Here is an 18,555-nt window from a genome sequence, read left to right as displayed (position 1 = left end):
GCGCGACAGCGGGTCAGTGACCCGCCAGGTGGCGGTGCCAGGCGACCGCGGAGGTGTCGGTGAGCGAGGCGATCTGGTCGATGACCACGCGGAGCCGACCGGCGTTCCCCGCCGCCCTGGTGAAGGCGGGCCTGAAAGCCGGTTCCAGGGTGCCGGGGGCACCCAGCATGATCTGGTGGGCCAGGTCGTGGATCAGCTCGCGCTGCCTGGCCTGGTTGGCGTTGTGCGCGTCGCTGGCCATCACGTAGTGGGCGGTGACCCCCTTCAGCAGCGCGCACTCCAGCCGGGTGGCCCTGGGCACGATCAGGTCGGCGCTGTAGCGCCCGGCGGCCGGGCCGTACGCCTCGCGGGTGGCCACCTCGGCGGACCTGCAGAAGTGGCCGATGAGCGAGCTGGTGAGCCCCTTGATCGCGGCGAGGTCGGCGAGCGAGCGGTCGAAGTGGCGGGGCCAGAGCGGCTGGGTGATCAGGCGCCCGAAGAGATCCTCCAGCTCGCCGGGCTCCGCGTCGGGGGCGTACCACTCGCGGGTGGTCGCGCAGACCTCGCGGCGCTCCGCCGGGTCGCGCATCGCCTCCAGCACCACGTTGCCCGAGTGGAGGGCGTCTTCCAGGTCGTGCACGGAGTAGGCGACGTCGTCGGCCCAGTCCATGATCTGGGCTTCGAAGCTGACCCGTCCCTCGGGTGCGCCCTCCCTGATCCACTCGAAGACCGGCAGGTCATCGTCGTAGACGCAGTACTTGGCACTTCTTTCCCTGGTCCACGGGTATTTGACCGCCGCGTCCAGAGCGGCGCGGGTGAGGTTGAGGCCGGCGCTACGGCCGTCCTCGGTGACCACCTTGGCCTCCAGCCGGGTCAGCAGGCGCAGGCTCTGCGCGTTGCCCTCGAAGCCGCCGCACCCGGCGGCGAGTTCGTTGAGCGCCGTCTCCCCGTTGTGGCCGAACGGCGGGTGGCCGAGGTCATGGGCCAGGCAGGCGGTCTCCACCAGGTCGGGGTTCCTGCCCAGCGCCTCCCCCATCTCCCGGCCGATCTGCGCGCACTCCAGGGAGTGGGTAAGGCGGGTTCGGGGGATGTGCTGGCCGCTGCCGAAGGTCTCTCCCGGGCCGACGACCTGGGTCTTGGCGGCGAGCCGCCGCAGCCCGGCGCTGTGCAGCACGCGTGCCCGATCACGCCCGAACGGGTTTCTGCCAGGGTTGCCGGGAGGTTCCGGCACCCACCTGACCTGGTCGTGTTCGTCATAGCCATGCATAAGTGCAGTGATTTTATCCGCGATAGGAGAGCACTATGCGGAACGGCGAGAAAACACCTGGTTACCGGGACCCGTGACCTTTGCCCCGGCTCGTACCGGACCCCGAGGCCGCCCCGGTGCGGTGGGACGACCACGGGGCCCGGCTCCGCGGGTGTCGCCTCCGGCGGTGCCGGAGGCGACACACCCGCGAAGTTCCGGGTGAGATCCGGAGGTCAGCGAGTGTCGGATCCGGCGCGGGCCAGGGTGGCGCGAGCGGCCTCCAGCCGGGCGACCGGGACACGGAACGGCGAGCAGGACACGTAGTCCAGCCCCATCTGGTGGCAGAAGTGGATCGAGTCGGGGTCTCCGCCGTGCTCGCCGCAGATGCCCAGCTTCAGGTCGGGCCGGACCTTGCGGCCCTCTTCCGCGGCGATGCCGACGAGCCTGCCGACGCCGTCACGGTCCAGGGTCTCGAACGGGGAGACACCGAAGACGCCAAGCTCGAAGTACTTGGAGAAGAACGCGGCCTCGACGTCGTCGCGAGAGAAACCCCAGGTCATCTGGGTCAGGTCGTTGGTACCGAAGGAGAAGAACTGGGCGGCCTCGGCGATCTGGCCGGCGGTCAGCGCCGCGCGCGGCACCTCGATCATCGTGCCGATCAGCGCCTCGACTCCGGCCTCGGCAAGGATCTTCCGCGCCTCGTCCTTGACGTGCTCCAGTTCCTGGACCGCGGCCACGAGCGGAATCATGATCTCCGCGCGGCTGCCGGGCACGGCCTTGGCCGCCGCCGCGATCGCCCGGACCTGCATGGCGAACACGCCAGGGATGACCAGGCCGAGCCGGACACCGCGCAGGCCCAGCATCGGGTTCTGCTCGTGGAGCCGCTTGAGCGCGGCCAGCAGCTCGCGGTCCTTCTTCTCCGCCCCGTCGCCCGCGAGGGCGACCTTCACCGACAGCTCGGTGAAGTCGGGCAGGAACTCGTGGAGCGGCGGGTCGATCAGGCGGATCGTGACGGGCAGCCCCTCCATCGCCTGGAAGATCCCCGTGAAGTCCGCCCTCTGCAGCGGCTCCAGCGCGGCCAGTGCCCGCTCACGCCCCGCCTCGGAGGTGGCCAGCACCAGGTCCTCGACCAGGCTGCGACGCTCGCCGAGGAACATGTGCTCGGTACGGCAGAGCCCGATGCCCTGGGCACCGAACCTGCGCGCCCTGGCGGAGTCCTCGGCGTTGTCGGCGTTGGCGCGCACGGCCATCCGGCGTACCTCGTCGGCGTGGGACATGATCCGGTGCACGGCGCCGACGAGCTCGTCGTCCTGGTCGCCCACCCCCTCGAAGTACTCCACGATCGGAGAGGGGACCACGGGCACCTCACCGAGGTAGACGGTCCCGCTGGTGCCGTCGATGGAGATGACGTCACCCTCGGAGACCACGACGCCGGAAGGCGTGGTGAACCTGCGGTCCTTGACCGAGACCTCCAGTTCCTCGGCCCCGCAGACGCAGGTCTTGCCCATGCCCCTGGCGACCACGGCGGCGTGCGAGGTCTTGCCGCCGCGGCTCGTCAGGACGCCCTGGGCGGCGATCATCCCGGCCAGGTCGTCGGGGTTGGTCTCCCTGCGGACCAGGATGACCGCCTCTCCCCGCGCGGCGAGCTCGACGGCCCGCTCGGTGGAGAAGACGGCCTTGCCGACGGCCGCGCCCGGCGAGGCGTTCATCCCTTTGGCGATCACCTCGCCGCCGGAGTCGGCGGCGAAGCGGGGGAACATGAGCTGGGCGAGCTGGTGGCCGGTCACCCGGGTCACGGCCTCGTCGAGGTTGATCAGACCCTGGTCGGCGAGCTGCACGGCGATACGGAAGGCCGCGCCCGCGGTCCGCTTGCCCACCCGGGTCTGGAGCATCCAGAGCCTGCCGCGCTCGACGGTGAACTCGATGTCGCACAGGTCCCGGTAGTGGTTCTCCAGCGTCTCCATGATCCGCATGAGCTCGTCGTAGACGGCCTTGTCGAGGCTCTCCAGCTCCTGCAGCGGCATGGTGTTGCGGATGCCCGCGACCACGTCCTCGCCCTGGGCGTTCTGCAGGTAGTCGCCGTAGACGCCCTGTTGTCCCGAGCCGGGGTCGCGGGTGAAGGCCACACCGGTTCCGGAGTCCATGCCGCAGTTGCCGAAGACCATCGAACAGACGCTGACCGCAGTGCCCAGGTCGGCCGGGATGCGTTCCTGACGGCGGTAGAGGACGGCTCGCGGGGCGTTCCACGACTTGAACACGGCCTCCACCGCCATGCTCATCTGCCGGTGGGGGTCCGCGGGGAAGTCCTCGCCGGTCTGGGCACGGACGATGTCCTTGTAGGTCGCGACCAGGCGCCGGAAGTCGGCCGCCTCCAGCTCCAGGTCGTGGCGGCCGGCCTTGAGCTCCTCCAGGGCCTCGTCGAAGAGCTCACCGTCGATGCCCTGGACGGTCTTGCCGAACATCTGGATGAGGCGCCGGTAGGAGTCCCAGGCGAAACGCTCGTTGCCACTCGCCTGCTTGGCCAGTCCGTGGACCGATTCGTCGTTCAGACCGATGTTGAGAACGGTCTCCATCATGCCGGGCATGGAGAACGCGGCCCCCGAGCGCACGCTCACCAGGAGTGGGTCGTCGGCCTGGCCCAGTCGGCGCCCCATCTTGGCCTCCAGCGCGGCCAGGTGCGCGGAGACCTCCTCCCGCATTCCCTCGGGAATGACCCCGTCCCGCAGGAAGTTCTGGCAGGCCTCGGTGGTGATGGTGAAGCCGGGGGGAACCGGCAACCCGAGATTGGTCATCTCCGCAAGGTTTGCCCCCTTACCTCCGAGAAGACCCTTGAGATCTTTGTTGCCCTCGGTGAAGTCGTAAACGTACTTGGGCACGGTTGCTCCTTCTTCGACTTCAAAACCGGCGTCTGATTCCGCCTCCCTGCGGACTCTACCGACGAACAAGACGACGAAACGGCACCCATCAGGCAACACTGCATTGTCCCAGCTCAGAGCAGGTGAACCGGTCTAATCCAATTCAAATCTGGGCCAAATACGCGATGATATTGATCACCTCAGAAACCGACTCCGACCAATTGGTGTAAACCAATTTCTCTGGCTTCAACGCCGTTCACGGCGCGCTCGGCGACCGGCCGGGCATCAACTACACCGCCGCATGACTCGGGATTTTCACACAGAACTGTGGTAGGAGGGAGCCGCCTCAGGATCCCTCTCACAGCTACACCGCCACATAAATCGGGCTTTTCACACAGAGCCCCGGGGGACGGCCTCAGGAGCCCTCCCGCAGCCGGTACCCCCTACTGATCACGGTCTCGATCACGCCCTCGGCGCCGAGCTTGCGCCGCAGATTGCCCACCGTCACCCGCACGGTGTTGGTGAAGGGGTCGGCGTGCTCGCCCCAGACGTGCTCGAGCAGTTCCTCCGCCGAGACCACGTGCCCGCAGCGGGCCATCAGGTAGCGCAGCACGCCGAACTCCTTCGGGGTGAGCCCCAGCTCCCGTCCCCGCGCTCGGGCCTCGGCCCTGGAGATGTCCAGCCGCAGGTCCCCCACCTGCAAGATCGCGGTGTCGTCGCCCTGCTCCCGGTGCGGCAGCGCGCGCACCCTGGCCAGCAGTTCGGGAAAGGCGAACGGTTTGACCAGGTAGTCGTCGGGCCCCTCGTCCAGCCCGAGAAGCCGGTCGTCCAGCCGGTCCCGCGCGGTCACCATGATGATCCGCGCGGTCCGGCCGTGGGCGGTCCGCCGCAGCGCGCGGCACAGCTCGAAGCCGTCACGGCCGGACAGGTCGAGGTCGAGCAGGACCACGTCGTACGGGTCGGCCTGCAGCCTCTCGGCGGCCTGCGCCGTGTCCCGGGCGACGCAGACCGCGTAACCAGCCCGGACGAACCCCACCCGCAGGGCTTCGACCAGGTCTTCCTCATCCTCGACAACGAGCAGTCGCATGGTACGAACCTAGATCGTGCACGGCCCGAAACCCGGCTGCCACCACCGTCCCCGCCCCCGCCGCTCCCGTGTCGTCGCGGGGCGGGCCTTTCCTCAGTCGTTGAGGTGCTGGCGGAGGTAGGACTCGACCTGGTCGAGGGCCACCCGCTTCTGGGCCATCGAGTCACGCTCGCGGATGGTCACCGCCTGGTCGTCGAGAGTGTCGAAGTCGACGGTGATGCAGAACGGCGTGCCGATCTCGTCCTGGCGGCGGTAGCGGCGGCCGATCGCGCCCGCGTCGTCGAACTCGACGTTCCACCGGCGGCGGAGCTGGGCGGCCAGGTCCTTGGCCTTGGGCGACAGATCGGCGTTGCGCGACAGCGGGAGCACCGCGACCTTGACCGGCGCGAGCCGGTGGTCGAGCCGCATGACCGTGCGCTTCTCCATGACGCCCTTGGCGTTGGGCGCCTCGTCCTCGGTGTAGGCGTCGATCAGGAAGGTGAGCGTGGCGCGGTCGACACCGGCGGCCGGCTCGATCACGTACGGGACGTAGCGCTCGCCGGTGTCCTGCTCGAAGAAGCTGAGGTCGGTGCCGGAGGCCTTGCCGTGCGCGGTCAGGTCGAAGTCCGTGCGGTTGGCGATGCCCTCGAGCTCGCCCCACTCACTGCCGGTGAAGTTGAAGCGGTACTCGATGTCGACGGTCCGCTTGGAGTAGTGCGACAGCTTCTCCTGCGGGTGCTCGTAGATGCGCAGGTTGTCGGGGTTGATACCCAGGTCGGTGTACCAGCGGAAGCGCTCGTCGATCCAGTACTGGTGCCATTCCTCGTCACTGCCCGGCTTGACGAAGAACTCCATCTCCATCTGCTCGAACTCACGGGTACGGAAGATGAAGTTGCCCGGGGTGATCTCGTTACGGAACGACTTGCCGATCTGGCCGATACCGAACGGGATCTTCCTGCGCGCCGACTGCTGCACGTTGAGGTAGTTGATGAAGATGCCCTGGGCGGTCTCCGGCCGCAGGTAGGCGAGGCCCGACTCGTCCTCGACCGCGCCGAGGTAGGTCTTCAGCAGGCCGCTGAACTGCTTGGGCTGGGTGAAGGAGCCCTTGTTACCGCAGTTGGGGCAGGTGATGTCGGCCAGGCCGTTGACGGGGTCCTTCCCGTGTTTCTCGCTGTACGCCTCTTCGAGGTGGTCGGCGCGGTAGCGCTTGTGACACGCCTGGCACTCGGTCAGCGGGTCGGTGAAGGTGTCCACGTGACCGCTGGCCTGCCACACCTCGCGGGCCAGAATCACACAGGAGTCGAGACCGACCACGTCGTCACGGCCCTGCACCACGGTCTTCCACCACTGCCGCTTCACGTTGTTCTTGAGCTCCACGCCCAGTGGACCGTAGTCCCACGACGCGCGCAGGCCGCCGTAGATCTCGCTGGAGGGATACACAAGACCGCGCCGCTTGGCGAGGCTGACGATGGTGTCCATGATGTCCGTACGGCGTGCCATAAGGGAAAATCTCCATCCGGCTGGAGGTCGGCGAGGAATTGATTGAACATCCAGCTTAGGGGAGACGGACCCTCGGGACGTGCGGATAAACCATGACGCCCGCCTCACTCCGGCAAAGCTTCCGCGGAATCTCAGGGACGGTCGACGTCCTCGAACGCGCTCGGCTCGTTGATCATGAGCGTCATCAGCGGATACATCGCCATCCGCGCCGCGCCCAGCGCCCTGCGGTAGAACCCGGCGCCCTCCCACTCGCTGACCAGCGCCCACAGCTCCGGCTCGTCCACCGATCTCGACACCCTGCCGCGCAGGTAGCCCGGCTGCCCGGCCAGCGTGTCGACGATCTCGTGGGCCCGGGCCAGGAACTCCTCGGTCTGGCCGGGCGGCACCGAATAACGGATGAGAGCGAGCATCCGCCCAGCATGCCAGAGCCCGCCTCCGGCCCCGTACCGGGCGGGGCGAGAGCCGCGGTGTCGTACCGGGCATCGGGGCGTGTCGCGGCGGGGGCTGTGGCGTTAGGCTCGGCCTGTGGCCGACAAGCACGGGAAACGCCCCGCACATCCGCTGGCACAGCCCCGACGCCCGCGAGGCGGGCGTCCGCTGCCCGCGGGCGAGCAGTTCTTCACACCGGGGGCGACCGGGCTGCGGCGCGGGGCCGAGCGGCGCAGCGCGGCCCCGCTGGTCTTCCTGTTCCAGCTCCCCCGCTGGATCGCCCCGGTGGTGCTGGTGATCCTCCTGTTGACCGGCTTCGCGGTGGCCTCCTTCTGGGGTGGCGTCGCCGTGCTCCCGGTGATCGGGTTCGTCGGCTGGCTCGCCTACATGTCGTGGCCGTCCCTGGGGACCGGGGGCCGTCTGCTGCGCGTCGCGCTGCTCACCTTCCTGATCCTGCTCGCCGCCGACCGCTTCGGCGCCTTCTGACGCCGCCCGGCCCTCGCCGCGCTCCCGGGCTCCGCGGCGCCCGTACGTCGCAGGCACCCCGCGCGTGAAGCCGTCGCACCGGGGGCGACCGGGCTGACGCGGAGACCGCCCCCGTCCGCCGGGCCGGTGATCATCGAGCCCGCAGGTGATTTTGACAACCATTTTCATTTGCGCGCATACTGGATGACATGATGTCCGAGTCCTCCCGACGTATCCGCATACGTAACGCGAGCCTGGTCGTGGCCGCCGCCTTTGTCGCCACCACCGCCTGCGGCGCCGAAATCGGCTCGGCCGGTGAATCGCCCGGGGGGGCGTCAGGCGTCTCCGCGGCGAACAAGCCCGTCGTCACCGCGGCCATGTATCCCCTGCAGTGGCTCGCCGAGCAGGTCGGCGGCCCCGACGTGACGGTCACCGGCCTGACCAAGCCCGGCGTCGAGCCACACGACCTGGAGCTGTCCCCGCTCCAGGTGGCCGGGTTGCAGGAGACGAGGCTCGTCGTCTACATCAAGGGCATCCAGCCCGCCGTGGACGAGGCGGTCGAACAGCACGCCGCCGACCGGAGCTTCGAGGTGGCCTCCTCGGTCCCGACCTTGCCCGCGGCCGGGGAGGAGGGCCACGAAGGCGAGGAGGAGCACGGCCACGAGGAGGTCGACTACGACCCCCACCTCTGGCTCGACCCGGCCCGCTTCGCGACGGTCGCCACCCGGCTCGGCGAGAGGCTCGCCGCCGCCGACCCCGCGCACGCGCAGGGCTACCGGGAGCGGGCCGCCGAAACCGCGGCCGGCCTCACCGCCCTGGACGGCGAGCTGGCCAAGGGCCTGGCCACCTGCTCCGCACGCACGATCGTCACCAGCCACGCCGCGTTCGGCTATCTCGCCAACCGCTACCGGCTCCACCAGGTCGGCATCAGCGGAATCGATCCCGAGGCCGATCCTTCTCCCGCCCGCCTCGCTGAAGTGGCAAAAGTGGCCAAGCAGGAGAAAGTGACTACGATTTTCACCGAGACCCTCGTCAGCCCCAAGGTCGCCGAGGTTCTCGCCCAGGAGGTCGGTGCGAAGACCGCGGTCCTCGACCCGGTCGAAAGCCAGCCGGCGAACGGCGATTACCCGTCCGCCATGCGCCGGAACCTTGAAGTCCTCCAATCTGCGCTCAGCTGCTCGTAAGGGCCACACGTGACATCCAGCAAAACGGTTTTCACCATGAGCGGCGGCCAGGTCAACCTGGACCGCCGCCCGGTGCTCCGCGGGATCGACCTGTCCGTCGAGCCCGGCGAGGCGGTGGCCGTGCTCGGCGCGAACGGGTCGGGGAAGTCCACCCTCATCCGCGCCCTGCTCGGCCTCATCCCCCTGTCCGGCGGCGAGACCCTGCTGTACGGCAGGCCACCCGCCCGGTTCCGTGAGTGGTGGCGGATCGGCTACGTGCCCCAGCGGCTCTCGGTGGGCGGCGGCGTGCCGACCACGATCCGCGAGGTCGTCGCCTCGGGACGGATCGCCAGGCAGCGGCGCCTGCGGCCGACCAGCGCGGCCGACCGGGAGGCGACAGGCCGGGCGCTGGCCGCCGTCGGCCTGGCCCATCGTGCCGCCGACCCGGTGCAGGCCCTGTCCGGCGGCCAGCAGCAGCGGGTGCTGATCGCCCGCGCCCTCGCCGGGGAGCCCGACACCTTCGTCATGGACGAACCCACCGCCGGCGTCGACTCCGAGAGCCAGAAGCTCCTCGCCGAGACCCTGTCCGTGCTCGTGGAGCAGGGCAAGACGGTCCTGCTGGTCGCGCACGAGCTCGGCCCGCTGGAACCTCTGATCACCCGCGCGGTGGTCCTGCGGGACGGGTACGTCTGCCACGACGGCCCGCCGCCCCACGCCGTCGGCGCCCACGCGCTGCCCGGCCACGACCACGTGCACCCGCACGCCGAGGAGGAGCCGGTGAGCCCGCTCGACTGGAGACCCACGTCGTGATCGAGCTTCTGCAGTTCGACTTCATGCGGCGGGCGCTGATCGCCGCCCTCCTCGTCGGCCTGGTCGCGCCCGCCATCGGCACGTTCATGGTCCAGCGCCGCCTGGCCCTGCTGGGCGACGGCATCGGGCACGTCGCGCTGACCGGCGTGGCCCTGGGCTTCCTGACCGGGACCGCCCCGGTGCTGACCGCCGTGCTGGTCTCCGTGCTCGGCGCCGTGGCCATCGAACTGGTCCGCGCGCGCGGCAGGACCAGCGGTGACGTGGCACTCGCGCTGCTGTTCTACGGCGGCATCGCCGGGGGCGTGCTGCTCATCTCGCTGGCCCCGGGCGGTAGCAACGCCACCTTGACGTCCTACCTGTTCGGCTCGATCAGCAGCGTTCCCGTCGAGGACGTGTGGGTGATCGGCCTGCTGGCGGCGGCGGTCCTCGGCGTGCTGGCCGTCTTCGGGCGGGAGCTCTACGTGCTCTGCCAGGACGAGGAGGTCGCCAGGGCCAGCGGCCTGCCGGTCCGCTTCCTCAGCCTGCTGATCGCCGTGACCGCCGCGCTGACCGTGGTCATCGCCATGCGCGTGGTGGGACTGCTTCTGGTCAGCGCGCTGATGGTGGTGCCGGTGGCGACCAGCCAGCAGCTCACCCGGGGTTTCACGAGCACGATGCTGCTTTCCATGCTTTTCGGGATGATCTCCACGGTCGGCGGCCTGACCTCCTCCTTCTACGTCGAGGTCCCGCCGGGCGCGGTCATCGTGATCGTTGCTCTCACGGGGTTCGTCCTCGCCCTCGGGCTCGGTAGATTCATACGCCGAAGTCGACCTCAGGAGTCCAGCCCATGAGCAACAGGCGTGACGCCGTCCACGCGGTCCTCCGTCAGAGCGAGGGTTTCCGCAGCGCGCAGGACGTCTACGCGGAGATGCGCGCGGAAGGCGCCAAGATCGGACTGACCACCGTCTACCGGGCGCTCCAGGCGCTCGCCGACACCGGTCACGTCGATGTGCTGAGAACCGACGACGGCGAGTCGGTCTACCGGGCGTGCGCCAGCGGCGACCACCACCACCACCTGGTCTGCCGCACCTGCGGCCGTACGGTGGAGGTGGCCGGACCCGCGGTGGAGCGCTGGGCCGAGGCCATCGGCTCCGAGCACGGGTTCACCGAGATCACCCACACCCTGGAGATCTTCGGGACCTGCACCGTCTGCTCCACAGCCGCCAAACCGGCCCGTACGCCGAGCCGCACCTGAGCCCGCCGGGATGATCCCCTGGCGGGCCGGGTCCCGGGTGGCCGATCCGCGCCCGGAGCACCGCACCGGGCGACACGGCGCACGCGGCGGGGCGCACCGGACGCAGCGCCACTGAAGATCACGCCCGCCGGGCGCTCACATGGCGCGCCATCGCGATGTGAGCGCGAGAGAGAAGGCACGAAGGTCCACCGGAGAGATACGCTTCCGACACGGCAAGCCACCGCGAGCCCACGCTGTAACCGCTTCCTACAGGAGTCAACATGCCATTCGGACATGACATGGTGCACTCACTCGCCACCGCGGTCGACCTGGTCAACACCTCCCCCTCCACCGGAGGCGAGGACACCCTCACCGATCTGCGGGAGCTCGGCGACTTCGTGGCACGCTGGGAGGTCAGCGGGATCGGTGAACTGGACGCCGCCGACCTGGCCCAGGTGCGCGCCCTGCGCGAGGCCTTCCACAAGGTCTTCACCGCCCCGGACCAGCCCACCGCGGTCATCCGGCTCAACACCTTGCTGAGCGGGACCCGCATCACCCCGCGCCTGGCGGAGCACGACGGCCACCCCCTGCACGTCCACTACTTCGCGCCGGACGCCTCACTCCACGAGCACCTGGCGGCCGACATCGGGGTCGCCCTGGCCCACCTGCTCGTCGAGGACGAGTGGGAGCGCCTGCGCACCTGCTCGGCGCCGGACTGCGACCACGTCTTCGTGGACGAGTCCCGCAACCGCTCGCGGGTCTACTGTGACAGCCGCACCTGCGGGAACCGGATGCACGTGGCCGCCTATCGCGCGCGACGCCGGGCCTGACGTCACTCTCCGCGTTCGGCCGGGCGCACCTGGCGGCGCGTCGAGGGCGCCCGGGACACGCCGTTATTCCGCGACCACGTTCGGCACGGCTCCGCCGTACCTCCTGTCGCGCTTGGCGTACGTCTCGCAGGCCTCCCACAGATCACGGCGGTCGAAGTCGGGCCAGAGGCGGTTGAGGAAGACCATCTCGGCGTAGGCCGTCTGCCAGATCAGGAAGTTGGAGATGCGCTGCTCGCCGGAGGAGCGTACGAACAGGTCGACGTCGGGGATCTGCGGCTCGTCCAGGTAGCGGGCGAAGGTCTCCTCCTTCACCCTGCCCGGCTTGACCTTCCCCTCGGCGATGTCCTGCGCCAGGCGCAGGGCGGCGTCCACGATCTCGGCACGGCCGCCGTAGTTGACGCAGAACTGCAGGGTCAGCTTGGAGTTGCCCTCGGTCATCTGCTCGGCGTCGCGCAGCTCCTGGATGACGCTCCGCCACAGCCGTCCGGGGCGGCCCGCCCAGCGGACCCGCACGCCCATCGCGTGGAGCTGATCCCTGCGGCGGCGGATGACGTCGCGGTTGAAACCCATCAGGAAGCGGACCTCGTCAGGGGAGCGCTTCCAGTTCTCCGTGGAGAAGGCGTAGGCCGACAGGTAGGGGATGCCGAGCTCGATCGCGCCTTCGATCACGTCGAAGAGCGACGCCTCGCCCGCCTTGTGCCCCTCGGTACGGGGCAGGCCCCGCTGCTTGGCCCACCGGCCGTTGCCGTCCATCACGATCGCCACGTGCCGCGGCACGAGGTCGCGCGGGATCGGGGGCGGGGTTGCGCCGGAGGGGTGCGGGACGGGCGGGCGGACGTTCACGTGGCGAGCTCCCTTTCTACGTGTCGAAGAGAGCGTATGCCGTGTTCTAGGTGCCACTGGAGGTACGCGGCGACCAGACCGCTGCACTCGGCCCGGTGCCTGGGCCCCGAGGCGTCGGCGGTGGGCCAGTCCCCCTTGAGGAGCGCGACCATCAGGGCCAGGGTCTCCCCCTCGGGCACCGCCGCGCCCGCGGGACGGCAGGCCCCGCACACCACGCCGCCGGCCACGATGGCGAAGGCCCGCACCGAGACCGCCTTGCAGCGGGCGCAGGCCTCCAGGGCGGGGGCGTAACCGGCGACCGCGAGAGAGCGCAGGAAGTAGGCGTCCAGGACGAGCCTGGCCTCGTGGGCGCCGGAACCGAGCGTGCGCAGGCCGCCGACCAGCAGCAGGAACTGGCGAAGGGCCGGCTCCTTCTCTCCCATGATCAGACGGTCGGCGGTCTCCAGCATCGCGGTTCCCGCCGTGTAGCGCGGATAGTCCGCGACGAGCGGCCGGCCGTACGGCTGGATGGTCTCGGCCTGGGTGATCACGTCGAGGGTACGGCCGGTGTGCAGCTGGAGATCGACATGGGTGAACGGTTCGAGCCGGCTGCCAAATCGTGATGTCGTGCGCCGGACGCCCTTGGCGACCCCCCGGATCTTGCCCATCCGCCGGGTCAGGACCGTGACGATGCGATCGGCCTCGCCCAGCTTGTGGGTGCGCAGCACGATGCCGTCATCACGGTACAGACTCACCCGCTCAGTGTAGTGGGGGCGCGGGACGGTTCACTTGGCAGAGGTGCAACCATGATCAAACGACACGGATAGATCACTGGTGCGTGTTGTTCGCCCAAAACTCACTAAACTTTGGCCTCTGACGCAACGTATCCTCCGCTACACCGCCTCACACCCGTCTCCGCACGAAAGGGTGCCATGCCCCGCGTGGTCCTGCTGGGCTCATCGCCCGGCCCCGATGCCGCTACCGGCCAGGCGACGCCGCCCGCCGCGTTGACCCTGCCCGCGCTCGCCGGCTGCCCCACGGTGATCGGCAAGCTGCACGGCCAGCTCGCCTCGCTCGACTCCGAGCCGGTGACGATCGCCCGATCGAGCGAGGCCGCCGCCTACCGCGGCTTCCCCGGCAGGCTCGTCGAGACCTCCGACCTGGCCGGCGACCTGCGCGCCCTGGCCGACGCGGTCGAGGACGCCACCGAGAACCTGCTCATCCTGCCCGCCAACTCGCTGATCCACGACGAGCTGATCTACCAGATCACCAAGTCGAAGCGCGGGGCGCTCGCGCTGATCGTCAGGGAGCCGCGGGAGGAGGACGAGAACGGCGACGCCATCGTCCCCGACGTCCCGATCGACGAGGCGCAGCCGGAGATCGGCGACCGGAGGCTGGAGGACCTGCCCGTCCGGGTACGCGCCCGCAAGTCCCGCATCATCTCGGTGGGCTCGGCCTTCCATGCGGTGACCAGGCCCAACGCGGTCCTGCTCGGCCCGCTGCACCTGCACCACAAGCACGCACCCGTCCTCGCCGAGGCCGCCCGCGAGCTGGCCGACATGGCCCACCTGCTGGGCCCCGACGACGACCTGGTCCAGCTGCTGGTCCTGGGCCTGGTCCGCAAGGGCGTCTCGGTCGGCGTCCGCGGCCGCCGGGACCTGTTCTACCGCCGGGTGTCCACTCCCGAGCAGGCCACCGAGGCGCCGGCGGAGATGGCCACGTTCAACGAGGACCGGGCCAGGCTGAACAACGCGGTGAAGGGCGCCGACGGTTTCTTCACCACCTATTTCGTCAGCACCTACTCCCGGTTCATCGCCCGCTGGGCGGCCAGGCGGGGACTGACCCCCAACCAGGTCACGCTGATCTCGATCGCGCTGGGTGTGGCCGCGGCGCTCTGCTTCGCCACCGGCGAGCGGGCCGGGATGGTCGCGGGCGGTGTGCTGATCTACTTCGCGTTCGTGTTCGACTGCGTGGACGGCCAGGTGGCGCGGTACGCCCGCAAGTTCGGCGTGCTCGGGGCGTGGCTGGACGCGACCTTCGACCGGTTCAAGGAGTACGTGGTCTTCGCCGGTCTGGCGGTCGGCGCGGCGGTCTCAGGTGTGGGCGACGTGTGGACGCTGGCGCTGATCGCGCTCGGCGTGCAGTCCATCAAGCACCTGCTCGACTTCTCCTACGGCGCGGCGAACCGGCGCAAGCCCCCGTCGCCGCTGCCCTCGGTGCCGCTGTCGGTCAGCGCCGACACCGGCCTTCGCCAGGCGCTGGAGCAGCGCAGGGTCGCCCAGGCCGGCGGGATCCGCAACCTGCTGAAGCTGTGGGGCAGGGCCGGCAGGTTCCGGGCCGTGCACTGGGCCCGCAAGATGATCGTGTTCCCCATCGGTGAGCGCTTCGCCGCCATCGCGATCGTCAGCGCCCTGTTCGACGCCAGGATCACCTTCCTGACACTGATCATCTGGGGTGGCATCGGCGCCGCCTACTCGCTCACCGGACGCCTGATGAGGTCTCTCGCATGATCACCCAGCCACAGACCATCCCCGCTCCGGACCCGTACGAGGAGCGGCTGCGCGTCCAGACCGCGCGGCTGCTCGCCTACCGCGACGACGGCCCGCTGGTGACGCTGCTGCGGGACAAGGTCGGACCCGGGCTGCCCCCGGTGCCCGCCACGCTCGCCGCGCTGCTGGCGACCATCGCGATGGCGGTGACCGGGATGCTGGTGGACGGGCCGATCCTGCTCGTCCCGGTGCTGATCATGATCGTCCTGGTGCTGCCCACCGCGGCCCGCGACCATCTCGGCAAGCTCGACTGGCTGGCGCCGCCGCTGATCCGCGGGGCCGAGTTCCTCACGATCATCCTGATCGGCCTGGCGGCCGACGCGCCCAAGTGGCTGCTGTACGTGCTGATCTACGTGATCGGCTACCACACCTACGACACGGTGTACCGGACGCGGCAGAGCATCTGGCCGGCCCCCTGGGTCTTCCGGGCCGGCCTGGGCTGGGAGCTCAGGCTGCTGCTGATCGGCGCCGGCGCCGCGCTGGGCGTGCTGACCTGGGTACTGGCCGCGCTCACCGTCTACCTCGGTGTGCTGTTCGCCGTCGAGAGCGTGACGAGCTGGGTCGGCCTGGACAAGCAGACGGCGCTCGCCCAGGCGGGCGACGACCTGGAGGCCTCCCCCGAGGAGGCCCAGGAGCAGGCCAGCGGCGAGGCCGAGCAGACCTGACCGGAAACCGCACACCTGGCGGATGCCGCCGGACAGGTCACCTGTCCGGCGGCATTTCCATTCATCAGCAGGACCGGGCACGCGGCGACACGGATTCACCGGGGGTGACCGCGGGTCGCCGCCACTCGCCGTGAGCCCGGACGGACCCGAAGCGATATACAGGTCAGCGTGGAACTGGACAGGCTGGATCGCGACATCATCGGGGCGCTCGTCGAGGACGCCCGAGCCACATACGCGGAGATCGGACAGCGGGTGGGCCTGTCGGCGTCGGCGGTGAAACGCCGGGTGGACCGGCTGCGCGAGACCGGCGCCATCACCGGGTTCACCGCCAGGGTGGAGCCCGCGGCGCTCGGCTGGACCACCGAGGCCTACGTGGAGCTGTTCTGCGCGGGGAAGACCTCGCCGTCGGAGATCGGAGTGGCCATCGGCCGCCATCCCGAGGTGGTCTCGGCGTGCACCATCACCGGCGAGGCCGACGCGCTGCTGCACGTCAGGGCCACCGATGTGCGGCACGTGGAGAGGGTGATCGAGCGCATCGCCTCGGAGCCGTTCGTGGTGCGGACCAAGAGCTCCATCGTGCTCTCCCGGCTGATCGAGGCACCGCTCATGACCTCGCGCGGCGAACCGTTCGTCGCCCCGCACAACGAATCACCGTTCATCGCCTGAAGCGCGCAAGAAACCCGCGCCAGAACGCAAGAGCAAGCTCTTGGCCTGCGAGAACACCGTTTCCTAGGCTGATGTCGCCGCCACTGGGCCGGCATTTCACTCACGACCTTCGATACGGGGTTATTCATGACGAGGCACTACCTCATGTGTCGGCCCGACCACTTCGCGGTTGAGTACGCGATCAACCCGTGGATGCATCCCGAGGCCGGAGCCGACCGTGAGGTGGCGATCAGGCAGTGGGAGACGCTCAGGAGCGCCTACCAGGAGCTCGGTCACCGCGTCAGCCTCATCGACCCGGTGGAGGGCCTGCCGGACATGGTCTTCGCCGCCAACGGGGCGCTGGTGGTCGGCGGCCGCGTGTACGGCGCGCGGTTCACCCACCCGCAGCGGGCGGCCGAGGGCCCCGCCTACCTGGACTGGTTCGTCGACAACGGCTACCAGCGGGTCCGCGAGGCGACCTTCACCAACGAGGGCGAGGGGGACTTCCTCACCCTCGACCACCTGGTGCTGGCCGGCACCGGCTTCCGCACCGACATCACCGCCCACAAGGAGGCCCAGGAGTTCCTCGGCCGACCGGTGGTCACCCTGCAGCTGGTGGATCCGCGGTTCTACCACCTGGACACCGCCCTCTTCCCGCTAAACGGACACAACGTGGCATACTTCCCAGGGGCTTTCTCCCCTGGAAGCCAGGAGGTGCTCCGCACCCTCTTCCCCGACGCCATCATCGCGAGTGAGGACGACGCCGCCGTGCTGGGCCTCAACGCGGTCAGCGACGGCACCAACGTGGTGATCAACGTCGAGGCCGCCAACCTCCAGCTGGAGCTCAAGCGCCGGGGCTTCGAGGTCATCCCCGTGGACCTGTCGGAGCTCCGCAAAGCCGGGGGCGGTCCGAAGTGCTGCACTCTGGAGATCAGGGGATAGTGCCGGGCGAAACGGCCACGGACCAAGGAGGGGCGGATACCGAATGACCAGCACGAACGACTTCATCGAGCTCAGCGAGCGCCGCAGCGCTCACAACTACCATCCCCTGCCCGTCGTGATATCCGAGGCGCAGGGCGCCTGGGTGGTCGACGTGGAGGGCAGGCGGTTCCTGGACTGCCTGTCCGGCTACTCCTCGCTGAACTTCGGGCACGGCAACCCGAAGATCATCACAGCGGCCCAGGAGCAGCTGTCCAGGCTCACCCTGACCAGCCGGGCCTTCTTTCACGACCAGTTCGCCACCTTCGCCGCCGGGCTGGGCGACCTCACCGGCAAGGACATGGTCCTGCCGATGAACACCGGCGCCGAGGCCGTGGAGACCGCGATCAAGGTGGCCCGCAAGTGGGGCTACGAGGTCAAGGGGGTGGCCGCCGAGCAGGCCAACATCATCGTGATGGAGGACAACTTCCACGGTCGCACCACCACGATCGTCAGCTTCTCCACGGACCCCGACGCCCACGACGGCTTCGGCCCGTACACTCCCGGCTTCAAGATCGTAAAGTACGGCTCCGTCGAGGCGATCCACGAGGCCATCGACGCCAACACCGTCGCGGTGCTGCTGGAGCCCATCCAGGGCGAGGCCGGCGTGCTGGTCCCGCCGGACGGGTACCTCACCCAGGTCCGCGAGCTGTGCACCGCGGAGAACATCCTGATGATCGCCGACGAGATCCAGTCGGGTCTGGGCCGCACCGGCGACACCTTCGCCTGCGACCACGAGGGCGTCGTCCCCGACATCTACGTGCTGGGCAAGGCCCTGGGCGGCGGCGTCGTCCCGGTCTCGGCGATCACCGCGAACGAGGACGTGCTCGGTGTGATCAGGCCGGGGCAGCACGGCTCCACCTTCGGCGGCAACCCCCTCGCCTGCGCGGTCGCGAACGCGGTCATCGAGATGCTCGGCACCGGCGAGTACCAGGCGCGGGCCAGGGAGCTCGGCGAGGTCATGCACGAGAGGCTGCGCGGCCTGATCGGCCAGGGCGTGGTCACCGTCCGCGGGCGCGGCCTGTGGGCGGGCGTCGACATCGACCCGTCCCTGGCCAGCGGGCGCGAGGTCTCCAAGGCGCTCATGGCCCATGGCGTCCTGGCCAAGGACACGCACGGCTCGACCGTCCGTCTCGCCCCGCCGATCGTCATCTCCGAGGAGGACCTCGTCTGGGCGATCGACCAGCTCGGTGCCGTCCTCGCCGAACTGGCGGAGTGAGCCACCGGCCCTGAACGGGCCGAACGTAGGAGCCGTCCCCTGGTCCCCGGCCGGGGACCAGGGGACCCTCCGGCCGGAGGATCCCCGCCCGAGCGGGTCTCAGCGCGAGTTCACGCGCAGG

Annotated in this window: 18 protein-coding genes; 11 read left to right on the top strand and 7 right to left on the bottom strand. The window is 69.7% G+C overall.

Annotated elements, in window-relative coordinates; translation table 11 throughout:
* Positions 1 to 13 precede the first annotated feature (13 nt).
* The 5 genes from ACWD3H_RS27590 to ACWD3H_RS27570 form a co-directional block, all read right to left on the bottom strand.
* Complete coding sequence (locus ACWD3H_RS27590) at positions 14 to 1,246, bottom strand: deoxyguanosinetriphosphate triphosphohydrolase (RefSeq protein ID WP_355569166.1); 1,233 nt, start codon at positions 1,244 to 1,246, stop codon at positions 14 to 16.
* Positions 1,247 to 1,458: 212 nt separating this feature from the next.
* On the bottom strand, positions 1,459 to 4,101 hold the full coding sequence (gene ppdK / locus ACWD3H_RS27585) for a pyruvate, phosphate dikinase (RefSeq protein ID WP_451957030.1): 2,643 nt from the start codon (positions 4,099 to 4,101) through the stop codon (positions 1,459 to 1,461).
* A gap of 394 nt (positions 4,102 to 4,495) precedes the next feature.
* Positions 4,496 to 5,167, bottom strand: coding sequence for a response regulator transcription factor (locus ACWD3H_RS27580; RefSeq protein ID WP_350913357.1), 672 nt, complete (start codon positions 5,165 to 5,167; stop codon positions 4,496 to 4,498).
* Between the two features lie 93 nt (positions 5,168 to 5,260).
* Entirely contained in the window at positions 5,261 to 6,646 is a 1,386-nt protein-coding gene (locus ACWD3H_RS27575) for a glycine--tRNA ligase (protein ID WP_355566417.1), read from the bottom strand.
* Positions 6,647 to 6,777: 131 nt separating this feature from the next.
* Positions 6,778 to 7,056, bottom strand: a complete 279-nt coding sequence (locus tag ACWD3H_RS27570) for an antibiotic biosynthesis monooxygenase family protein (protein ID WP_030903876.1) — start codon at positions 7,054 to 7,056, stop codon at positions 6,778 to 6,780.
* A gap of 115 nt (positions 7,057 to 7,171) precedes the next feature.
* On the opposite strand from ACWD3H_RS27570, the gene ACWD3H_RS27565 reads away from it, so the two are divergent.
* The 6 genes from ACWD3H_RS27565 (at position 7,172) to ACWD3H_RS27540 (ending at position 11,556) form a co-directional block, all read left to right on the top strand.
* Entirely contained in the window at positions 7,172 to 7,561 is a 390-nt protein-coding gene (locus ACWD3H_RS27565; RefSeq protein WP_355623222.1) for a DUF6703 family protein, read from the top strand.
* Positions 7,562 to 7,749: 188 nt separating this feature from the next.
* Positions 7,750 to 8,724, top strand: coding sequence for a metal ABC transporter substrate-binding protein (locus ACWD3H_RS27560; protein ID WP_451957029.1), 975 nt, complete (start codon positions 7,750 to 7,752; stop codon positions 8,722 to 8,724).
* 36 nt (positions 8,725 to 8,760) lie between these two features.
* Positions 8,761 to 9,513: a metal ABC transporter ATP-binding protein gene (locus tag ACWD3H_RS27555; RefSeq protein WP_355566427.1), complete on the top strand. Its 753-nt coding sequence runs from the start codon at positions 8,761 to 8,763 to the stop codon at positions 9,511 to 9,513.
* On the top strand, positions 9,510 to 10,343 hold the full coding sequence (locus tag ACWD3H_RS27550; protein ID WP_355566430.1) for a metal ABC transporter permease: 834 nt from the start codon (positions 9,510 to 9,512) through the stop codon (positions 10,341 to 10,343). Before ACWD3H_RS27555 ends, ACWD3H_RS27550 begins: the two co-directional genes overlap by 4 nt.
* A complete protein-coding gene (locus ACWD3H_RS27545; RefSeq protein WP_355566433.1) occupies positions 10,340 to 10,747 on the top strand; it encodes a Fur family transcriptional regulator in 408 nt (135 codons plus the stop codon). Before ACWD3H_RS27550 ends, ACWD3H_RS27545 begins: the two co-directional genes overlap by 4 nt.
* A 260-nt stretch (positions 10,748 to 11,007) precedes the next feature.
* Positions 11,008 to 11,556 (top strand): CGNR zinc finger domain-containing protein, encoded by a 549-nt coding sequence (locus ACWD3H_RS27540; RefSeq protein ID WP_343978465.1) that lies wholly within the window; start codon positions 11,008 to 11,010, stop codon positions 11,554 to 11,556.
* 63 nt (positions 11,557 to 11,619) lie between these two features.
* Here ACWD3H_RS27540 and ACWD3H_RS27535 read toward each other — a convergent pair whose 3' ends face one another.
* Entirely contained in the window at positions 11,620 to 12,399 is a 780-nt protein-coding gene (locus ACWD3H_RS27535; protein WP_355566437.1) for an isoprenyl transferase, read from the bottom strand.
* Positions 12,396 to 13,133: a DNA repair protein RecO gene (recO, locus tag ACWD3H_RS27530; RefSeq protein ID WP_350913331.1), complete on the bottom strand. Its 738-nt coding sequence runs from the start codon at positions 13,131 to 13,133 to the stop codon at positions 12,396 to 12,398. Before recO ends, ACWD3H_RS27535 begins: the two co-directional genes overlap by 4 nt.
* Before the next feature lie 177 nt (positions 13,134 to 13,310).
* On the opposite strand from recO, the gene ACWD3H_RS27525 reads away from it, so the two are divergent.
* The 5 genes from ACWD3H_RS27525 (at position 13,311) to rocD (ending at position 18,434) form a co-directional block, all read left to right on the top strand.
* A complete protein-coding gene (locus ACWD3H_RS27525) occupies positions 13,311 to 14,888 on the top strand; it encodes a CDP-alcohol phosphatidyltransferase family protein (RefSeq protein ID WP_355566443.1) in 1,578 nt (525 codons plus the stop codon).
* The gene (locus ACWD3H_RS27520) at positions 14,885 to 15,592 is read left to right on the top strand and encodes a DUF5941 domain-containing protein (protein WP_355566446.1); all 708 of its coding nucleotides are present in this window, start codon (positions 14,885 to 14,887) and stop codon (positions 15,590 to 15,592) included. Before ACWD3H_RS27525 ends, ACWD3H_RS27520 begins: the two co-directional genes overlap by 4 nt.
* A gap of 168 nt (positions 15,593 to 15,760) precedes the next feature.
* The gene (locus ACWD3H_RS27515) at positions 15,761 to 16,258 is read left to right on the top strand and encodes an Lrp/AsnC family transcriptional regulator (RefSeq protein ID WP_350913324.1); all 498 of its coding nucleotides are present in this window, start codon (positions 15,761 to 15,763) and stop codon (positions 16,256 to 16,258) included.
* A gap of 126 nt (positions 16,259 to 16,384) precedes the next feature.
* On the top strand, positions 16,385 to 17,179 hold the full coding sequence (ddaH, locus tag ACWD3H_RS27510; RefSeq protein ID WP_355566450.1) for a dimethylargininase: 795 nt from the start codon (positions 16,385 to 16,387) through the stop codon (positions 17,177 to 17,179).
* Between the two features lie 43 nt (positions 17,180 to 17,222).
* Positions 17,223 to 18,434 carry an ornithine--oxo-acid transaminase gene (rocD, locus tag ACWD3H_RS27505; protein ID WP_355566453.1) on the top strand — a complete coding sequence of 404 codons (1,212 nt, stop codon included), beginning with the start codon at positions 17,223 to 17,225 and terminating at the stop codon, positions 18,432 to 18,434.
* The last annotated feature ends 121 nt before the right edge of the window (positions 18,435 to 18,555 follow it).

The sequence above is a fragment of the Streptosporangium sp. NPDC002607 genome (genome assembly GCF_053592655.1).
The sequence above is the reverse complement of the archived record's forward strand: the minus strand, read 5'-3'. Positions and strand labels throughout refer to the sequence as shown.

Excerpts from the sequence above, each read along its gene's own strand:
- ACWD3H_RS27555 (WP_355566427.1), top strand. The coding sequence starts at position 8,761 with ATGAGCGGCGGCCAGGTCAACCTGGACCGCCGCCCGGTGCTCCGCGGG.
- rocD (WP_355566453.1), top strand. The coding sequence starts at position 17,223 with ATGACCAGCACGAACGACTTCATCGAGCTCAGCGAGCGCCGCAGCGCT.
- ACWD3H_RS27545 (WP_355566433.1), top strand. The coding sequence starts at position 10,340 with ATGAGCAACAGGCGTGACGCCGTCCACGCGGTCCTCCGTCAGAGCGAG.
- ACWD3H_RS27520 (WP_355566446.1), top strand. The coding sequence starts at position 14,885 with ATGATCACCCAGCCACAGACCATCCCCGCTCCGGACCCGTACGAGGAG.
- ACWD3H_RS27540 (WP_343978465.1), top strand. The coding sequence starts at position 11,008 with ATGCCATTCGGACATGACATGGTGCACTCACTCGCCACCGCGGTCGAC.
- ACWD3H_RS27560 (WP_451957029.1), top strand. The coding sequence starts at position 7,750 with ATGATGTCCGAGTCCTCCCGACGTATCCGCATACGTAACGCGAGCCTG.
- ACWD3H_RS27525 (WP_355566443.1), top strand. The coding sequence starts at position 13,311 with ATGCCCCGCGTGGTCCTGCTGGGCTCATCGCCCGGCCCCGATGCCGCT.
- ACWD3H_RS27570 (WP_030903876.1), bottom strand. The coding sequence starts at position 7,056 with ATGCTCGCTCTCATCCGTTATTCGGTGCCGCCCGGCCAGACCGAGGAG.
- ACWD3H_RS27575 (WP_355566417.1), bottom strand. The coding sequence starts at position 6,646 with ATGGCACGCCGTACGGACATCATGGACACCATCGTCAGCCTCGCCAAG.
- ddaH (WP_355566450.1), top strand. The coding sequence starts at position 16,385 with ATGACGAGGCACTACCTCATGTGTCGGCCCGACCACTTCGCGGTTGAG.
- ACWD3H_RS27580 (WP_350913357.1), bottom strand. The coding sequence starts at position 5,167 with ATGCGACTGCTCGTTGTCGAGGATGAGGAAGACCTGGTCGAAGCCCTG.
- ACWD3H_RS27590 (WP_355569166.1), bottom strand. The coding sequence starts at position 1,246 with ATGCATGGCTATGACGAACACGACCAGGTCAGGTGGGTGCCGGAACCT.